The organism is Pseudomonas sp. P5_B3, assembly GCF_056400405.1.
In genome coordinates, this window is record NZ_JBFULI010000085.1 from 1 (window position 1) to 14,963 (window position 14,963).

Genomic DNA, 14,963 nt, shown 5'->3' on the forward strand with positions numbered 1-14,963 from the left:
CTGATGGCCTCATCGCGGGCAAGCCCGCTCCCACAGGGGGCCTGCGTTTTAACTGACTACCATCACCACTGCACGAGGGCGGCAAAGCTTGCACCCGAGGTAATGCACCATGCTTTTTTGTGGGAGCGAGCTTGCTCGCGATGGCGGTGTATCAGTCAACGAAGATGTTGRAKCTGATGGCCTCATCGCGGGCAAGCCCGCTCCCACAGGGGGCCTGCGTTTTAACTGACTACCATCACCACTGCACGAGGGCGGCAAAGCTTGCACCCGAGGTAATGCACCATGCTTTTTTGTGGGAGCGAGCTTGCTCGCGATGGCGGTGTATCAGTCAACGAAGATGTTGAAGCTGATGGCCTCATCGCGAGCAGGCTCGCTCCTACAGGGTTATGCGGTGCCTGTATCAGCGCGCAGCCCAGGCATTGAAGCGCTGTTCAAGCTCCTCGCCATGGTCGACCCAGAACTCCGCGTCCACGGCCCGCGCGCCGGCCAGGTTGGCCTCGGCTGTCGGCAGTTGCTCCTGCACGTCCTTGGGCAGCAATGGCAGGGTCTGGCGATGCACCGGCCCGTAAGGGATGGTTTCCGAGAACACCTTTTGCGTCTGCGGCTGGCTGGCGAACGCGATGAAGTTTTCCGCCAACGCCTTGTTCGGCGTGCCTTTGACCACCGCCCAGTATTCCGGGTCGTACAGGCTCTGCGGCCAGACGATGCTCAGCTTCATGCCTTCCTTTTGCGCCGAGGCAATCCGCCCGTTGTAGGCCGCGCTCATTACCACGTCCCCGGCCACCAGCCATTGCGCCGGTTGCGCGCCCGCCTCCCACCACTGGATGTTCGGCTTGATCTGGTCGAGCTTGGCAAATGCCCGCGTCACGCCTTGCGGGGTGTTCAAGACCTTGTACACATCGTCTGCCTTGACACCGTCGGCCAGCAGCGCGATTTCCAGGGTGTACTTGGCGCTCTTGCGCAGGCCGCGCTTGCCCGGGAAGTCGGCGACATTCCAGAAGTCGGCCCAGGACTGCGGCGCCTTGGCCTGCTTGCTCTGGTCATAGGCCATGACCATCGACCAGACGTAAGTGGCCACCCCGCACTCGGTCAGCGCACCGGGCACAAAGTTCGCCGAATCACCGAAGCGTCCCGCATCGAGTTTCTCGAACAGGCCTTCCTCGCAGCCACGCAACAACTCGGGGCTTTCGACTTCGACCACGTCCCAACTGGTGTGACCGGCCGATACCATGGCCTTGATCTTCGACAGCTCGCCGTTGTACTCACCGGCGATGATGTTGCCCGCGCCGCTGGCGTTAAAGGGCTGGAAATAGGCTTTATCCTGAGCCTGTTTGGTGGCACCACCGAAGGAAATCACGGTGAGGTCCTGGGGGGCCGCCCACACACTGGCACTCAGCAACGCCAGGGCAAACGGAACACTGCAACGCAAGGATCTGGACATGGATCGCTTCCTCGGGTCTTGTCGACCCATTGTTGTCATGGGTGTTCGGATTCACTCAAGTACGCCGCCAGGCGATCCATCAGGCGGTCGCAGGCCGCCATCTGTTCGACGCTGACAAATTCATCGGGCTTGTGCCCCTGGTCCATGCTGCCGGGACCGCAGACCACCGAAGGAATGCCGGCCTGATCGAACAGCCCGCCTTCGGTGCCAAAAGCCACGGTGCTGAAATCGTCACTGCCGCATAGCCGGGCAATCAGCCGGGCCGCCGCGCTGTCGGCGGGTGTCGCAAGGCCCGGATAGGCCGAGATTTTTTCAAAGCGGATACCGGTATCGGTGTCCACGGCCTGCATGGCCGGCAGCAACGTCTGCTCGGCGTAGTCCTGCAGTTCATCGACGACCACTTGCGGGGCGAAGTCCGGCAAGGCGCGGATCTCGAAATCGAAACGGCAATCCGCTGGCACGATGTTCAGCGCCGTCCCGCCCTGGATCACTCCGACCTGCACGGTCGAGAACGCCGGATCGAAGCGTTTGTCGTGCAATGGCGGCCGGGCCAGGGTGGCGCCGATGTCGCCCAACCGACCGATCAGGCGCGCGGCCTGCTCGATGGCATTGACCCCATAAGGTGCGTAGGCCGAATGACAGGCGGCGCCGCGCACGTGGCACCGCATCGCCAGTTTGCCTTTGTGGCCGAGCACCGGTTTGAGTTCGGTCGGCTCGCCGATCAGACACAACGCCGGTGCCGGGATGCGTTGCGGTAGCACCTCCAGCAAGCCGCGCACGCCGAGGCAACCGACCTCTTCGTCATAGGAAAACGCCAAATGCACCGGGCGCTTTAAAGGGCTGGCCAGAAACATCGGCACAGCGGCCAGCACCGAGGCCAGATAGCCTTTCATGTCCGCGGTGCCGCGACCGTAAAGCTTGCCGTCCGCCTCGCTCAGGCAGTACGGCTCGACCGTCCAGGCCTGGCCGTCCACCGGTACCACATCGGTGTGCCCGGACAGCACGATGCCGCCGGCCACACGCGGGCCGACCATAGCCAACAGATTGGCCTTGGTGCGCTCGGCGTTGTAGATCAATTCGCAATCCACGCCGAGTCCGTGCAAGTAATCACGCACGAACTCGATCAGCGCAAGGTTCGAATCGCGGCTGACCGTGGCGAACCCGATCAACCGCGCGAGCATGGCGCGGCTGCGCAACTCACTCATCGCCGGGCACTCCATACGTGGGGGCCAGGGTCGGATTGAGGGCGCGGGTCAGGTAGTCCTGCAATTGCGGCTCGTAGGCCGTCCACAGTTTGCCCAGCTCGCCGATCGGGTTTTCATCGGCCCAATCCACCCGCAGGTCGACAATCGGCCAGGTCAGGTCACCGACCACCGACAGCGCCGCCGAGTGCACCGCGCCGGCTTCACCACCGGCATTCTGCCCGGCCTGCAAGGCGTTCATCAGCCGGGTGGCGAGGCAGCCTTCGCTGTTTTCGAACGCCGCGACCATCGCCTCGATCACCCCGCTGTTGGCCAGCAGGTTGCCGGCCGCCACGCATTGGTCACCGGCCAGGGCATGGTTGATGCCCAGCGCATGGTTGCCGCTGAACACCGCCGTGCGCCCGTGGGCATCGACCACCGCCACCTGGCGGTATTGGCTGTAGCCATTGCGGGTCAATGAGTGGTCCAGCGCCTGGGGCGGCGCCGAGCCGCCCGCCAGTTCATCGAGGATCTGCGGGCCGAGGGCCGGCAGCGTGATGTTCTGGCTCGACACCGCGCCGACACCGGCACGCAGCCACGGGCAGCGCGCGCCGACGGCAATGCTCGAAGAGCTGATGGCAATACCCAGCTGGCCGGTCTCGGCGCAGCGACCCACGATGGAAAAAGTCATGGCGAATTCCTTATTCAGGGATGACAGCGATCACGTCGATTTCCATCAGCCACTGCGGCTGACCGAGGGCGCTGACCACAAGGCCGGTGGAAATCGGGAACACGCCCTTGAGCCACTTGCCGACTTCCTGGTAGACCGGCTCGCGGTAGCGCGGGTCGGTCAGGTAGGTGGTGGTCTTGACGATATGGCTCAGGTCGCTGCCCGCCTCTTCCAGCAGTTGCTTGACGTTGCGCATGGCCTGTTCGGCCTGGGCACGCGGATCGCCGAGGCCTACCAGTTGGCCGTTGAAATCGGTGCCGACCTGACCACGCACATACACCGTGTTGCCGGCGCGCACGGCCTGGCACAGGTCGTTGTCGAGCGTCTGGTTCGGGTAGGTGTCTTTGGTGTTGAACATACGGATGCGGGTATGAGTAGGCATCAACGAACTCCCATGAGGCTGGCTTTCTGAACGGGTGCACAGGCGGCGTCGGCTTGACGCTGGGTCGCATCCCGATAGTTGAGATAGGTGTGCTGTTTAACGATGTGATCGGCGATGTGCTTGGCGTCGTGCCAAACGCCCCAGATAAACGCGGAGCCACGACGGGACTGCCAAGGCAAACCGACGAAATACACCCCCGGTTCGGCCGACACGCCGCGCTGGTGCCGGGGTTTGCCGTTGTCCTTGAAGGCGTCGACCTTCAGCCAGCTGTAATCGGTGGAGTAACCGGTGGCCCAGATGATGGTGGTGACGCCGGCCTTGAGCAGGTCCAGTTCCAGGATTGGATTCGTCACGCAATCCGGGTCCGCCAGCATGGCCCGGGCTTCGGGCTCCAGCGGCAGGTCCAGGCCATTGCGTGCGATATAGGCGTCGGCCTTGTCGAGCAGCGCCAGGTAATTTTCATCGCCACGTTTAATGTTGTCGGCGAGGTTGTCTTCGAAACTCACCACAGCGCCGTTGAACGATTGAGTCAGGCCGACCAGCGTCATGCCCTGATGAGCCAGCCGGCGGAAGTCCACGGTGTGGCCGCCACGGGCACCACTCACGGCGATGGTCACGTGTTCCTTGCCCGGCTGCATGGCTTCGGCATCCCACTCGCCGAGCACCCCCAGCCACCAGCAGAAATCACGGTTGCGATAGGCACGGGGTGGACGGTCATGGGCGCCGACCGACAGGTAGACCTGTTTGCCGGAGCGTTGCAGCTCATCGGCGATCTGCACGCCCGAAGAACCGGCGCCCACCACCAGTACCGCGCCTTCGACCAGTTGCTGCGGGTTGTAGTATTGGGCGGAGTGAATCTGGGTGATGCCGGCGATTTCGGGAGCAATGGGCGGAATGGCCGGGCGCTGGAACGGGCCGGTGGCGACCACCACATGCCGGGCCTCGATCACGCCATCGGAGGTTTCAACGGTGAAACCGGGGCGGTCGGCGTTGCGCTCTACTTTCTTGACTTCAACGCCGGTGCGGATCGGCGCGTTGAACTTGCGGGCGTAGGCTTCGAAGTACTCGGCCACCTGCTCTTTTCCGGCGAAGGCATCCGGGTCCAGACCGTCGAATTCCAGACCCGGGAAGCGGTCGTGCCAGGCAGGCCCGTTGGCTACCAGCGAATCCCAGCGACCGGTGCGCCAGGCTTCGGCGATACGGTTGCGCTCCACAACAAGGTGAGGCACGCCGAGCTTGCTCAGGTGTTCACTCATGGCCACGCCGGCCTGGCCGGCGCCAACTACAAGCGTGTCAATTTCGGTCTTGTCAACTGTCATGGCTGTGCACTTCTGAAAGGTGGTTTGATTCAGGTCGGTCATGGCTGCCGCCTCGATACTGATCACTGTTGTTCTTCTGCTACGGCTATCGGGGTCAGGGTGTTGGCCGCATTCTGTTCGGAGCCGGGAAATAGCGAAATTATGTTTTTTGTGGTCGCTGGCGAGGAAAAAGCGTCGAGGCGACCGGTTGGCTGTGCAAGGTTGCGGTAGACCCGATCCCGGCCTATGGTCCAAGCGATGCATTGCCCGCGACCGACGCGAAGACCCGGCGCGGATTGCTGTCCATCCAGTGCGGATTTACGCAAGGAGTGATGACATGCCCGACAATTCCCGTCCTGCCGTGCTCGAACTGATTGGCAATACCCCGCTGGTGCGCGTCAGCCGTTTCGATACCGGCCCGTGCACGCTGTTTCTCAAACTCGAATCCCAGAACCCCGGCGGTTCGATCAAGGACCGCATCGGTCTGGCGATGATCGATGTCGCCGAACGCGATGGTCGTCTGCGCCCCGGCGGCACCATCGTCGAAGCCACCGCCGGCAACACCGGCCTCGGCCTGGCCCTGGTCGGCCGCGCCAAGGGTTACCGGGTGGTGCTGGTGGTGCCGGACAAGATGTCCACCGAGAAGGTCCTGCACCTCAAGGCCATGGGCGCCGAGGTGCACATCACCCGCTCCGATGTCGGCAAGGGCCATCCCGAGTATTACCAGGACGTCGCCGCGCGGCTGGCCGCGGACATTCCCGATGCGTTCTTCGCCGACCAGTTCAACAACCCGGCCAACCCGCTGGCCCACGAATGCAGCACCGCGCCGGAGATCTGGGCGCAGACCCAGCATGATGTGGACGCCATCGTCGTCGGTGTCGGCTCGGCCGGCACCCTCACCGGCCTGACCCGTTTCTTCAAACGGGTGCAGCCAGACCTGGAAATGGTTCTGGCCGACCCGGTCGGCTCGGTGATGGCCGAATACAGCCGCAATGGCACCCTCCCCACCCCCGGTTCGTGGGCGGTGGAAGGCATTGGCGAAGACTTCATTCCGTCGATTGCCGACCTGTCCAGCGTGCGCCACGCCTATTCGATCAGCGACGAAGAAAGCTTTGATCACGCCCGCCAGTTGCTGCGCGCCGAAGGCATTCTCGGCGGCTCATCGACCGGCACCTTGCTGGCGGCGGCGTTGCGTTACTGCCGCGAACAGACCCAGCCGAAACGGGTGGTGAGTTTCGTCTGCGACACCGGTACGCGTTATTTGTCGAAGGTCTACAACGACCAGTGGATGAACGATCAGGGCCTGCTGCAACGCAAGCACTACGGCAACTTGCGGGACTTGATCGCGCGGCGCTTCGAGGACGGCCGGGTGATCAGCGTCGGCCCCGATGACACCCTGCTCACCGCGTTCCAGCGCATGCGCCTGGCGGATGTGTCGCAACTGCCGGTGCTGGTGAACGGCAAACAACTGGTCGGCGTGATCGACGAGTCCGACATCCTGCTGGGCGTGCATGAAGACGTTGCGCACTTTCGCAAGACCGTATCCAGCGCCATGACCGACAAACTGCAAACCCTGTCCCCCGATGCCACGCTGGCTGAACTGGAGGCAGAGCTGGGCCGTGGGCTGGTGGCGATCATCCAGGATGCCTCGGGCTTCCACGGCCTGATTACCCGAACCGACATGCTCAATCACCTGCGGAGATCCCTGCCATGAGTCAACAGGATAAAAACGCCYCGCCACAGGGCTTCGCCACCCGCGTGATCCATGCCGGGCAAACGCCGGACCCTTCGACCGGGGCGCTGATGCCGCCGATCTACGCCAACTCCACCTACCTGCAACAGAGCCCCGGGGTGCACAAAGGCCTGGACTACGGGCGCTCGCACAACCCGACGCGCTGGGCGCTGGAGCGCTGCGTGGCCGACCTCGAAGGCGGCACCCGGGGTTTTGCCTTCGCCTCGGGGCTGGCGAGCATTTCCACGGTGCTGGAGCTGCTCGACGCCGGCTCGCACATCGTCTCGGGTAACGATCTGTACGGCGGCACCTTCCGCCTGTTCGACAAGGTGCGCCAGCGCAGCGCCGGGCACCGCTTCAGCTTCGTCGACCTGACCGACCTGGCGGCGTTCGAGGCCTCCCTGCAAGACGACACCCGGATGGTCATGGTCGAGACCCCGAGCAATCCGTTGCTGCGCCTCACGGACCTGGCCGCCATCGCCCGCACCTGCCGCGCGCGCGGCATCATCTGCGTGGCCGACAACACCTTCGCCAGCCCGTGGATCCAGCGCCCGCTGGAACTGGGTTTCGACATCGTGCTGCACTCGACCACCAAATACCTCAACGGCCACTCCGACGTGATCGGCGGCATCGCCGTGGTCGGGCAGAACGCCGAACTGGCCGAGCGCCTGGGCTTCCTGCAAAACGCCGTCGGCGCCATCGCCGGCCCGTTCGATGCCTTCCTCACCTTGCGCGGGGTGAAGACCCTGGCGCTGCGCATGGAGCGCCATTGCAGCAACGCACTGGAGCTGGCGCAGTGGCTGGAACGCCTACCGCAAGTCTCGCGGGTCTACTACCCGGGCCTGCCGTCGCACCCGCAACACGAACTGGCCCGACGGCAAATGCGCGGTTTCGGCGGGATGATTTCCCTCGACCTCAACAGCGACCTGGCTGGCACCAAACGCTTCCTCGAGAGCGTACAGATCTTCGCCCTGGCCGAGAGCCTGGGCGGCGTGGAAAGCCTGATCGAACACCCGGCGATCATGACCCACGCCACCATCCCGCCCGATACCCGCGCAGAACTGGGGATCGGCGACGGGTTGGTGCGGTTGTCGGTGGGGGTCGAGGATGTCGAGGATTTGCGGGCTGATCTGGCGCAGGCGTTGGCAAGGATGTAAGCAAGCTCGCTCCCACACTTTTGAATTTCTGTCATACACAAATTATGTGTTCACCAGAGATCCACTGTAGGAGCGAGCCTGCTCGCGATGGCGCCGGATCAGTCGATATTGATGCTGGCTGACACTCCGCAATCGCGAGCAGGCTCGCTCCTACAATTCCGTTTTGGCCCTCTCCCCTGCTGCTACGCTGGTCAAGCACGCAAGAGTCCCTATAATCGCGGCGTTTTCGTCTACCCTCACGAAGCGTCGTGCAGCAATCAGCTTGTGCGGGGCGCATCGACATTTTTCCGCTATTGAACCGGAGAACTTCCATGCTCAAACGTACCCTGGCAACGGCCATTGGCCTGACCTTGTCCCTTTCCACCCTGCTGGCACAGGCTGTCGAGACCCTCAAGGTCAGCGCCATTCCTGATGAAGCACCCACCGAACTGCTGCGCAAGTTCAAGCCCCTGGGCGAATACCTGGAGAAGCAACTGGGCATGAAAGTCGAGTTCGTGCCGGTCTCCGACTACCCGGCAGTGGTCGAGGCCCTGGCCACCGACCGTATCGACATGGCCTGGCTGGGTGGCTTCACCTTCGTGCAGGCGCGGCTGAAAACCGGCAATGCCATTCCATTGGTACAGCGTGAGCAGGATGCCCAGTTCACCAGCAAATTCATCAGCGCCGACCCGGCCGTCAAGTCGCTGGCCGACCTCAAGGGCAAGTCCTTTGCCTTCGGTTCGGTGTCTTCGACGTCCGGCAGTCTGATGCCGCGTTACTTCATGCTGAAAGACGGCATCAAGCCGGAAACTTATTTCAGCCGTGTCGGTTACTCCGGCGCCCATGACGCCACGGTCGCCTGGGTTCAGGCGGGCAAAGTGGACGCCGGCGTACTCAATGCCAGCGTCTGGGCAAAACTGGTCGCGGCCGGTAAGGTCGACACCGACAAGGTCAAGGTCTTCGCTACCACGCCGGCCTACTTCGACTACAACTGGACCGTGCGCGGCACCCTCGACCCGGCCCTTGCCAACAAAATCAAGGTGGCCTTCCTCGCGCTCGACCCGGCCAACCCGGAGCAAAAAGCGATTCTGGACCTGCAAGCCGCCAGCCGCTTCATCGAGACCCAACCTGAGAACTACAAGGGCATCGAGGAAGCCGCGCGCGCTGCCGACCTGCTGAAATGACACTGCATCTGAACCGGGTCAGCCTCACCCACGGCAATGGCGTGCGTGCGCTGCATGAAGTCGACCTGCACATCGCTGCCGGTGAGCAGGTCGCAATCATCGGTCCGTCCGGCGCCGGCAAGTCGAGCCTGCTCAACGTGCTGGCTACCGCCCTGCGCCCCGGCAGCGGCACGGTCGAGGTGCTCGGCGAGCAAGCCTGGCAGCTCGGCGCCCGACAGCGCCAGCGATTGCGCGCACGCATCGGCCTGGTGCATCAGGCGCCGCCACTGCCTGCGCGTCAGCGGGTGGTCACGGCGGTGCTGGCCGGAAAGCTGGGGCAATGGAGTTTTGCCAAAAGCCTGCTGAGCCTGTTGCATCCGGTGGATGTTCCGGGCGCGCGGGCGGCACTGCTCAAGCTGGACCTGGGTGACAAGCTGTTCGCCCAGTGCCAGCAACTGTCCGGCGGCCAGTTGCAGCGCGTGGGCATTGCCCGCGTGCTGTACCAGGCGCCCGAAGTGCTGCTGGCCGATGAGCCGGTGTCGGCGATGGACCCGGTACTGGCCGGGCACACCCTGTCGATCCTCTGCCGCCACGCCCGGGAACGCAACGTGACGCTGGTCGCCAGCCTGCATGCGGTAGAGCTGGCCCTGACGCACTTTTCACGCATCATCGGTTTGCGTGAAGGGCAAGTCCTGTTCGATCTTCCCGCCAGCGACGTCGACCACGATTTGCTCGACAAGCTCTACGCCAACGAGCAACTGCTATCGCCGCCCACGCCAGTGGCGCCCTTGATCCTGCAGATTCCCCGATGCTGACACGCGATACACGAGACCCGGCCACCCTGCCCCGCCTGCTGCTCAGTCTGTTGGCGCTGGCCCTGCTGTGGCCCGGCATCCATTTCAGCGAACTGGACCTGGGCGTGCTGCTCAAGGCCGACAGCCAGAGCGAGATGGGTCGTTTTGTTGCGGCCTTCTGGCCACCGGCCCATGGCGAAGAATTCTTGCAGCTGTTATGGCAAGCGACACTGCAAACCCTGGCCATCGCCACCGCCGGCATGGCTTTGGCCTTGCTGTTGGCCGTGCCCGCCAGCCTGCTCGCCAGTCGGGCGCTGTCGCTGTCGGCCGCCTCACGCAGCGGTCGCCCGAGCGCCTTGGGCCGGCTGTTGCGCTGGCCGGTGCGCGGGTTGCTGATCTTCCTGCGCAGCGTGCCGGAAATCGTCTGGGCCTTGCTGTTCGTACGCGCCGTCGGCCTTGGCCCGACGGCCGGGGTGCTGGCGATTGCCATCACCTACAGCGGCATGCTGGGCAAGGTCTACGCGGAGATCTTCGAGTCGGTTGACCAGCGTCCGGCCCATGCGCTGCTGCAAGCCGGCAGCAGCCGGTTGGCGGCATTCTGCTACGGCATCCTGCCCAATGTCGGGGCGGAGTTGCTGTCGTACACGGTGTATCGCTGGGAATGCGCGATCCGCGCGTCGGTGGTGATGGGCTTCGTCGGCGCCGGCGGGCTGGGCCAGCAGATCGACTTGTCATTGCGCATGTTCGCCGGCGGTGAAGTGGCGAGCATGTTACTGACCTTTTTCGTCCTGGTACTGTTCGCCGATCAGATCAGCCGTCTGTTGCGCTGGAGGTTCGCATGAATCGCCTGATCAACCTGCTGCTGATCCTGTGCATTGGCGCAGCGGTCGTGGCTTCGTTCAGCTATCTGGGGATCGATCTCGGCGAACTGACGGGCAGCGGTAACCTTGCGCAGATGGGCGCCTACGTGCTGCGCTTTCTCAGCCCGGACCTGAGCGCCGGCCATCTGCAAGCCATCGGCCGTGGCGCCGTGGAAACCATGGCCATGTCGGCCCTCGGCACCCTGCTCGCGGCGGTATTTGGCCTGGCGCTGGCATTGCCGGCGGCCGGGCGTTTCGGTTGGCCGTTGCAGAGCGTATCGCGCCTTGTGCTCAATGGCCTACGCGCCATTCCCGAACTGGTGTGGGCGGCGTTGATGGTGCTGGCAGCGGGTCTCGGCCCGAACGCCGGCACCCTCGCACTGGCCATGCACACCGCCGGGGTGCTGGGTCGACTCTTCGCCGAAGCACTGGAAAACACCCCGCCGCAACCGGCCGAAGCCATCCGCTTGCAGGGCGGCAACGTCGTCTGGGCCTTCTGCTACGGCACCCTGCCCAACCTGTTTCCACAGCTGTTGGCGTACATCCTGTACCGCTGGGAAAACAACATCCGCATGGCCAGCGTGCTCGGCTTTGTCGGTGCTGGTGGATTGGGGCAGATGCTCTATGTCAGCCTCAGCCTGTTCCAGGAGGCCCAGGCCAGCACGGTGATTTTGGCGATGTTGGTGCTGGTGTTTGCTGTTGATGGGTTGAGTAGTTGGAGTCGGCAGCGGTGGGTTAAGGCGTGATGGGGAATTGCATGGATTTGCTCAGCTGATTGCATTCGAGCTTAGCAAGCATTTGCATGGATTTGACTACCGCGTTTTATGGGTATGACCGGTAGAAAACGACCCATATAGACAGTCCGTCCCACCAAAGTAAGGTTGCAGCATGAGGCCTAACCCTTCGTTCAAGCGGACCGGAATCAACCGAACTGAATCTTGCATCCATTGATACGGGTGCGGCGGTCACTGGTGAGGGGATAACCCATGAGTAACCCCAACCCGAAACGCCAAGGGCCTGCGATCATGCAGGCCCAGTCAGGTTGGGTACGCCGCGATGGGTAACCGCAGTGGTAACCCAACAGCGGCATTCTGCTTGGAGCCAGTATCTACGCAGCCTGTAGGCATTCAGTGCGCGACCTATCAAGCGGCACTCGCCTCATTGGTAGGATTCAAATAGCAGGCCATCTCCCGTTCGACAACGTCGATCTCATTTAGCCCCCAATTTGTCAGGGGCGCGGAAGGTTTGCCGGTCGACGCAAAACTCGCCGCCAGCAGACGGGTCATCAGCGTCTTTGCCAAGTCCAGTTGCTTCTGAAGCTCCTGAGCCGCGCGATCAGCCTTATCCAGGCGCTGTTGCAGGGCATCGCGCCCGGCAGTGATCTGTCCGATACTGGCCACCGTTTCATGTGGGTCGACCATCGCTGCCGCTTTTTCTTCCAAAGATTTATCACTCATCAATGTGCTCGTTCGCTCAGGTTCAAGGTCAGGCGCGCGCAGGCCTTGCCTCACTGAGATCGGCACGAGAGTTTATTCCTACAGTTTTCTATCGCACTGACGCGCAAGGCGCCGACCAACGGCAGCGTAACCCATCAGCGAACCCAGCCTAGTTGTGGGTAATTGCACGGACTTGCCCACCCATTTGCATTCGACCTGACCAATCATTTGCATCGGATTTGACCATCACGCTGCGTGGCCATGACCGGCAGAAGCCATTCATAAAGTCCCCATTTTCACGTAAACCGTTGTAGCGTTGCATCGCCACCGGGTTGGCCAGTTTGACCTCGAAGCCGGCCGTCTTGAGGCCATCGACCAGCCAGTACCAGTTGTATGTCGACTCGACCACGACACCGAGCAGTTCGGCACGGTGCGGTTCGAGTAGCGGGAGAATCTGCGTCAGCTCATTGGGGCAGCGCCGACTGACCAGGACCCGGTCCGTTTCGTCGGTAACCACCACAACACTGTTGTTCGAATGCAGGTCTATGCCACAGAGTTTCATCACGGCCTCCTCACAGCAAAAGTCTAAGTTCGCACCTTGAATTTTGCGCCACCTCCGTGAGGTGGGGAGGCCGGCCAGATGATTCTCAGATTTATTTTTCAGAAAATAGATCCGTCCCCATTTTTGCTCGTCCCCATTTTTGCTGTTTTGTCGGTGCCGGCGGTTTGGGGCAGATGCTCTATGTCAGCCTCAGCCTGTTCCAGGAAGCCCAGGCCAGCACGGTGATCCTGGCCATGTTGCTGTTGGTGTTTGCCGTTGATGGGTTGAGCAGTTGGAGTCGTCAGCGGTGGGTCAAGGCGTGATTGCGAGTCTTCTGGAGATTTGACGACCAGGCAAGTTGTCAATTTGCTTGTAGCAAGAGGGCCTCAATGAGGCCCTCATCGCTAAAGCGTAGTTGTACTCGGTGCGCCACTACTGGCTCGCGGTGACCGTGACCGCTGCCGAGACCGCCACGGACACCGTCGCCGGTGCCGACTCCGCGCCCTTGGCATCGGCGGCTTTATAGATAAAGGTCGCAGTGAACGGCGCTACGACCGTGGCCGGTGGTGTGTAGGTCACGCGCGTACCATCGGTGCTGACCACGCCCTTGCCGGAGTCCGGTTGCTCCAGCCCCACCACTCTAAGTGGCACGTTACCGTCAGGGTCGGTGTCGTTGGCCAGGACGTTGATGGGCAGCGGTTGGCCGGTGCTGCTGATGGCACTGTCGGGGTTGGCGATCGGGTTTTGGTTATTGCCGTCGTTATTGGCACGGGTATCGCCGGTGCGGAAGGTTGGCAGCGCGGCGGAGTTGACGTAGGTGACGCCGTCCCAGCCGGGTATGGGGGCTGGCATCAACTGGAACTGGCCGGGGTGCTCGACATCCCAGCGCAGCAGCATGGACGTGTCCTCGTGCTGGGTGTTGTGGCAGTGCTCCATGTAGGTTCCGGCGAATTCCCGGAAGCGGATGGCCATTTTCACGTCCACCGAGCTGTCGATGCCATCGCCGACGCGATAGACGTCCTTTCGGGCCCATTTTTCCCATTCCGGCGGTGGGTTGCCATCACGGCTGAGGATGATCCCCTCTTCGAAGTGCACGTGCACCGGGTGGTTCCAGCCGTTGCCGCCGCTCATGATTCTCCACACTTCCAGGGTGCCGTCACCGGAGAACCCGGCAGGGGTTGGGCCGTTGGCCAGTTGCGGAGCGGCGCTGATGACTCGAGGGTCCATGGGGAAGCCGAATTCACCACCGTCGGTCTTGATCGTCCAGGGGGTTTCGTCGGTGCCGTCGGAGCGGCCGAAGCTGAACTCGCGATGCCGCGCCACCTTGAGCCTGGCCTGCACCGCCGGGTCGTCGCGGTTGAGGGTCAGCGGGATCATGGTCTTGCCGGCCGGTTTGCCCGGTTTGGCGGGCTCATAGTCGGCGGGGTTCATGCTCACGTCCTGGCCGGCATAAGGCTGGACCACCAGCTGCAGGAACTTGCCCACCCCCGGGTCGCCGCCGACCCATTCCGGCCCTTTGCTGCCCAGCCTGATCACCGCCTTGTACGTCCCGGACAGGACGTCGGCCAGGCTCAGCAGTGTAGCTGTCGGCTTCTTGCCGTTCTGGTGCTCCAACAGGTTGACGAAGTACAGCTTGTCGCCGGTGTTGATCCCGTTTTTCGCGAAATTGACGATGATGTCGTAACGTTCGGCGATGCCCTGGGTGGGCAGGATGGCGTTGTGGTCCTGGGGATCGCCGTTACCGTCCAGGTCCATGCTGCCGTCGAACGGCACGGCGTGTTCCATCAGGTTGCCGTCGTTGGCGATCAAGTGGAACGGCACGCGGCTATAAGACAGGCCGGAACCGGCCGGGCCAGGGAATTCGCCGCCGCTGCCGGCGACTTCACGCACCAGTGCAATCCTGAGGTAGCGCGACACCGAGCCGTTGAGGATACGGAAGCGATAGCTGCGCGCCCGCACGTTCAGGCTCGGCTGGTACTGCCAGTTGACCAGGACCTGATCGCCGAGAAAACCGTCGGTGTTGAACGGGTTGAACCAGAGCTGGCCGTTCTGATCCCAGGCCTTGTCGGCCACCATCAGGTTCACATCGTAGTCGCGGTTACCCCAGGGCAATGCCGAACCGCTGGGCAGGCGCAGGTTGACGCCGTCTTCGAAGGCTTCGTTACCGCGATCCAGGGCGCTGTAGTAATTCATCATCACCGCGTTGCCCTTGTAGACGTTCTGCGCGGTGAAATCGAGCATGTGGTCATGGAACCAGTGGGTGCTCATG

At 62.8% G+C, this 14,963-nt stretch carries 14 protein-coding genes and 1 pseudogene; 7 read left to right on the plus strand and 8 right to left on the minus strand.

Going from position 1 to position 14,963, the window contains the following annotated elements:
• Window positions 1-400: 400 nt before the first annotated feature.
• Genes AC1DRN_RS28600 through AC1DRN_RS28620 form a run of 5 tightly spaced genes read right to left on the minus strand, consistent with a single transcriptional unit; the run spans window position 401 to window position 5,095 of the window.
• Complete coding sequence (locus AC1DRN_RS28600; RefSeq protein ID WP_116264687.1) at window positions 401-1,441, minus strand: ABC transporter substrate-binding protein; 1,041 nt, start codon at window positions 1,439-1,441, stop codon at window positions 401-403.
• Window positions 1,442-1,476: 35 nt separating this feature from the next.
• A complete protein-coding gene (gene argE, locus AC1DRN_RS28605; protein WP_223457401.1) occupies window positions 1,477-2,646 on the minus strand; it encodes an acetylornithine deacetylase in 1,170 nt (389 codons plus the stop codon).
• Entirely contained in the window at window positions 2,639-3,313 is a 675-nt protein-coding gene (locus tag AC1DRN_RS28610; protein WP_223457400.1) for a DUF1028 domain-containing protein, read from the minus strand. The genes argE and AC1DRN_RS28610 overlap by 8 nt, the downstream gene beginning before the upstream one ends.
• 10 nt (window positions 3,314-3,323) lie before the next feature.
• On the minus strand, window positions 3,324-3,734 hold the full coding sequence (locus AC1DRN_RS28615; RefSeq protein WP_045185416.1) for a RidA family protein: 411 nt from the start codon (window positions 3,732-3,734) through the stop codon (window positions 3,324-3,326).
• Entirely contained in the window at window positions 3,734-5,095 is a 1,362-nt protein-coding gene (locus AC1DRN_RS28620) for a flavin-containing monooxygenase (protein ID WP_223457399.1), read from the minus strand. Before AC1DRN_RS28620 ends, AC1DRN_RS28615 begins: the two co-directional genes overlap by 1 nt.
• A 274-nt stretch (window positions 5,096-5,369) precedes the next feature.
• Here AC1DRN_RS28620 and AC1DRN_RS28625 point away from each other — a divergent pair, with 274 nt between their 5' ends.
• The 6 genes from AC1DRN_RS28625 to phnE all read left to right on the plus strand — a co-directional run bounded on the left by AC1DRN_RS28625 (window position 5,370) and on the right by phnE (window position 11,463).
• A complete protein-coding gene (locus tag AC1DRN_RS28625) occupies window positions 5,370-6,746 on the plus strand; it encodes a pyridoxal-phosphate dependent enzyme (RefSeq protein WP_223457398.1) in 1,377 nt (458 codons plus the stop codon).
• The gene (locus AC1DRN_RS28630; protein WP_477786872.1) at window positions 6,743-7,921 is read left to right on the plus strand and encodes a trans-sulfuration enzyme family protein; all 1,179 of its coding nucleotides are present in this window, start codon (window positions 6,743-6,745) and stop codon (window positions 7,919-7,921) included. The genes AC1DRN_RS28625 and AC1DRN_RS28630 overlap by 4 nt, the downstream gene beginning before the upstream one ends.
• A 311-nt stretch (window positions 7,922-8,232) precedes the next feature.
• A complete protein-coding gene (locus tag AC1DRN_RS28635; RefSeq protein ID WP_223457396.1) occupies window positions 8,233-9,084 on the plus strand; it encodes a putative selenate ABC transporter substrate-binding protein in 852 nt (283 codons plus the stop codon).
• The gene (locus tag AC1DRN_RS28640; RefSeq protein WP_223457395.1) at window positions 9,081-9,878 is read left to right on the plus strand and encodes a phosphonate ABC transporter ATP-binding protein; all 798 of its coding nucleotides are present in this window, start codon (window positions 9,081-9,083) and stop codon (window positions 9,876-9,878) included. Before AC1DRN_RS28635 ends, AC1DRN_RS28640 begins: the two co-directional genes overlap by 4 nt.
• The gene (locus AC1DRN_RS28645; protein ID WP_223457394.1) at window positions 9,872-10,699 is read left to right on the plus strand and encodes a PhnE/PtxC family ABC transporter permease; all 828 of its coding nucleotides are present in this window, start codon (window positions 9,872-9,874) and stop codon (window positions 10,697-10,699) included. Before AC1DRN_RS28640 ends, AC1DRN_RS28645 begins: the two co-directional genes overlap by 7 nt.
• The gene (gene phnE / locus AC1DRN_RS28650; RefSeq protein WP_223457393.1) at window positions 10,696-11,463 is read left to right on the plus strand and encodes a phosphonate ABC transporter, permease protein PhnE; all 768 of its coding nucleotides are present in this window, start codon (window positions 10,696-10,698) and stop codon (window positions 11,461-11,463) included. The genes AC1DRN_RS28645 and phnE overlap by 4 nt, the downstream gene beginning before the upstream one ends.
• 396 nt (window positions 11,464-11,859) lie before the next feature.
• On the opposite strand, the gene AC1DRN_RS28655 is transcribed toward phnE, so the two are convergent.
• Window positions 11,860-12,174 carry a hypothetical protein gene (locus AC1DRN_RS28655; RefSeq protein WP_223457392.1) on the minus strand — a complete coding sequence of 105 codons (315 nt, stop codon included), beginning with the start codon at window positions 12,172-12,174 and terminating at the stop codon, window positions 11,860-11,862.
• 148 nt (window positions 12,175-12,322) lie between these two features.
• Entirely contained in the window at window positions 12,323-12,715 is a 393-nt protein-coding gene (locus AC1DRN_RS28660; RefSeq protein WP_457266059.1) for an IS110 family transposase, read from the minus strand.
• A gap of 146 nt (window positions 12,716-12,861) precedes the next feature.
• Here AC1DRN_RS28660 and AC1DRN_RS28665 point away from each other — a divergent pair.
• Window positions 12,862-13,017 (plus strand): annotated as a pseudogene (locus tag AC1DRN_RS28665) (phosphonate ABC transporter, permease protein PhnE); the annotation flags it as partial.
• A gap of 109 nt (window positions 13,018-13,126) precedes the next feature.
• On the opposite strand, the gene AC1DRN_RS28670 reads toward AC1DRN_RS28665, so the two are convergent.
• The coding region (locus AC1DRN_RS28670; RefSeq protein ID WP_477786873.1) for an Ig-like domain-containing protein at window positions 13,127-14,963 on the minus strand (1,837 nt) is incomplete at its 5' end.

Excerpts from the sequence above, each read along its gene's own strand:
- AC1DRN_RS28640 (WP_223457395.1), top strand. The coding sequence starts at position 9,081 with ATGACACTGCATCTGAACCGGGTCAGCCTCACCCACGGCAATGGCGTG.
- AC1DRN_RS28620 (WP_223457399.1), bottom strand. The coding sequence starts at position 5,095 with ATGACCGACCTGAATCAAACCACCTTTCAGAAGTGCACAGCCATGACA.
- phnE (WP_223457393.1), top strand. The coding sequence starts at position 10,696 with ATGAATCGCCTGATCAACCTGCTGCTGATCCTGTGCATTGGCGCAGCG.
- AC1DRN_RS28660 (WP_457266059.1), bottom strand. The coding sequence starts at position 12,715 with ATGAAACTCTGTGGCATAGACCTGCATTCGAACAACAGTGTTGTGGTG.
- AC1DRN_RS28635 (WP_223457396.1), top strand. The coding sequence starts at position 8,233 with ATGCTCAAACGTACCCTGGCAACGGCCATTGGCCTGACCTTGTCCCTT.
- AC1DRN_RS28610 (WP_223457400.1), bottom strand. The coding sequence starts at position 3,313 with ATGACTTTTTCCATCGTGGGTCGCTGCGCCGAGACCGGCCAGCTGGGT.
- argE (WP_223457401.1), bottom strand. The coding sequence starts at position 2,646 with ATGAGTGAGTTGCGCAGCCGCGCCATGCTCGCGCGGTTGATCGGGTTC.
- AC1DRN_RS28600 (WP_116264687.1), bottom strand. The coding sequence starts at position 1,441 with ATGTCCAGATCCTTGCGTTGCAGTGTTCCGTTTGCCCTGGCGTTGCTG.
- AC1DRN_RS28625 (WP_223457398.1), top strand. The coding sequence starts at position 5,370 with ATGCCCGACAATTCCCGTCCTGCCGTGCTCGAACTGATTGGCAATACC.
- AC1DRN_RS28655 (WP_223457392.1), bottom strand. The coding sequence starts at position 12,174 with ATGAGTGATAAATCTTTGGAAGAAAAAGCGGCAGCGATGGTCGACCCA.
- AC1DRN_RS28645 (WP_223457394.1), top strand. The coding sequence starts at position 9,872 with ATGCTGACACGCGATACACGAGACCCGGCCACCCTGCCCCGCCTGCTG.
- AC1DRN_RS28615 (WP_045185416.1), bottom strand. The coding sequence starts at position 3,734 with ATGCCTACTCATACCCGCATCCGTATGTTCAACACCAAAGACACCTAC.